This is a genomic window from Streptomyces sp. DH12 (assembly GCF_020873895.1).
Classification (GTDB): Bacteria; Actinomycetota; Actinomycetes; order Streptomycetales; family Streptomycetaceae; genus Streptomyces.
The window spans coordinates 1-901 of the sequence record NZ_JAHWGT010000151.1 but is presented as its reverse complement, the minus strand read 5'-3'; the positions used below and the strand labels follow the sequence as shown (position 1 = coordinate 901).

The 901-nt window shown below is 66.8% G+C and carries 3 protein-coding genes; 1 reads left to right on the top strand and 2 read right to left on the bottom strand.

Annotated features, from left to right (window positions below; genetic code table 11):
- A partial coding sequence (locus LPA54_RS33145) for a hypothetical protein (RefSeq protein ID WP_228984446.1) occupies nucleotides 1-202 on the bottom strand: 202 nt, incomplete at its 3' end.
- 49 nt (nucleotides 203-251) lie between these two features.
- Nucleotides 252-428 carry a DUF397 domain-containing protein gene (locus tag LPA54_RS33140; protein WP_228984445.1) on the bottom strand — a complete coding sequence of 59 codons (177 nt, stop codon included), beginning with the start codon at nucleotides 426-428 and terminating at the stop codon, nucleotides 252-254.
- A gap of 45 nt (nucleotides 429-473) precedes the next feature.
- On the opposite strand from LPA54_RS33140, the gene LPA54_RS33135 reads away from it, so the two are divergent.
- The gene (locus LPA54_RS33135; RefSeq protein WP_193457049.1) at nucleotides 474-668 is read left to right on the top strand and encodes a hypothetical protein; all 195 of its coding nucleotides are present in this window, start codon (nucleotides 474-476) and stop codon (nucleotides 666-668) included.
- Nucleotides 669-901: the final 233 nt, after the last annotated feature.

The window sequence follows — 901 nt, the reverse complement described above, 5'->3', positions numbered from 1 at the left end:
CGCCGCCGCACTCGCCGTCGCGGCGGGCGCGACCATCGTGATCCGCGCCCGCCGTACCTGACCGGGGTGGGAGCGCTCGTGCCCGGCTCCCGGTGTCCGGATCAAGAGCGTTGCTGACGCCGACGGGCTTGATCACGGCGAAGACCTCCGGCGTGGTGAAGCCGTCCAGGACTGCACCGCACCGGAGGTCTCCGTGTGCCATCGCAACACCCGTCTGACAGTTCACGGCAGGCGGCTGCTCATGCTCTTCCTCAACGCGTCCTGATGTCGAACTCGCCGCTGGCCGCGCCATTCAAGATGCAGGTCCAGACGTGCTCGCTGACATCGAAGGGAGGGCTGCTGAGGTCCTCGTTGTCACGGTGGGCGACTCGGCCGTCGGAGAACCAGTCAAGGTTCTTCAGGTAGTCGAGTTCTGCGTGGTTCGTCATGGTCGTTCCTTCTCCGTAGCGAGGTGCCGGAGGAGCGCTGTTGACGTGTCGGCTGGAACGATCACGGTCGTGGTGAAGACGGTCAACGTGACGTTCCCGTTGGAGTGCCTGGCAGGTGAGACCAGGACCACCTCCAACCAGATCGGCGTCTCCGGAGCGGAGAAGCCCACGGTGGGCGTGACCGCTCCGTCCGAGGTGCACTGGTCCATGACCATCGGCCGGGGTGAGCCTCCGGCCTAGGACCAGTAGACCGTCTATGCGTCCCCTCATGATCGAGAGTGGCACCGACCGGTCTATACGGCCGCGAGCGAGCGCATAGGGCGAACTCCCGTACAGGCCCCGCTCCCGCTCACCACCCTCGGCTGGGGTTGCACATGTCTTGTGCCGCAGGGCCGCACGGCTCGGCCCTCGGAGCAAAGACCGCCCGGCATCCCGCTCGCGGTGGCGACCGGCGGAAACCGCAACGACGTCAC

Coding starts and splice junctions, on each gene's coding strand:
- LPA54_RS33140 (WP_228984445.1), bottom strand. CDS start 428: ATGACGAACCACGCAGAACTCGACTACCTGAAGAACCTTGACTGGTTC.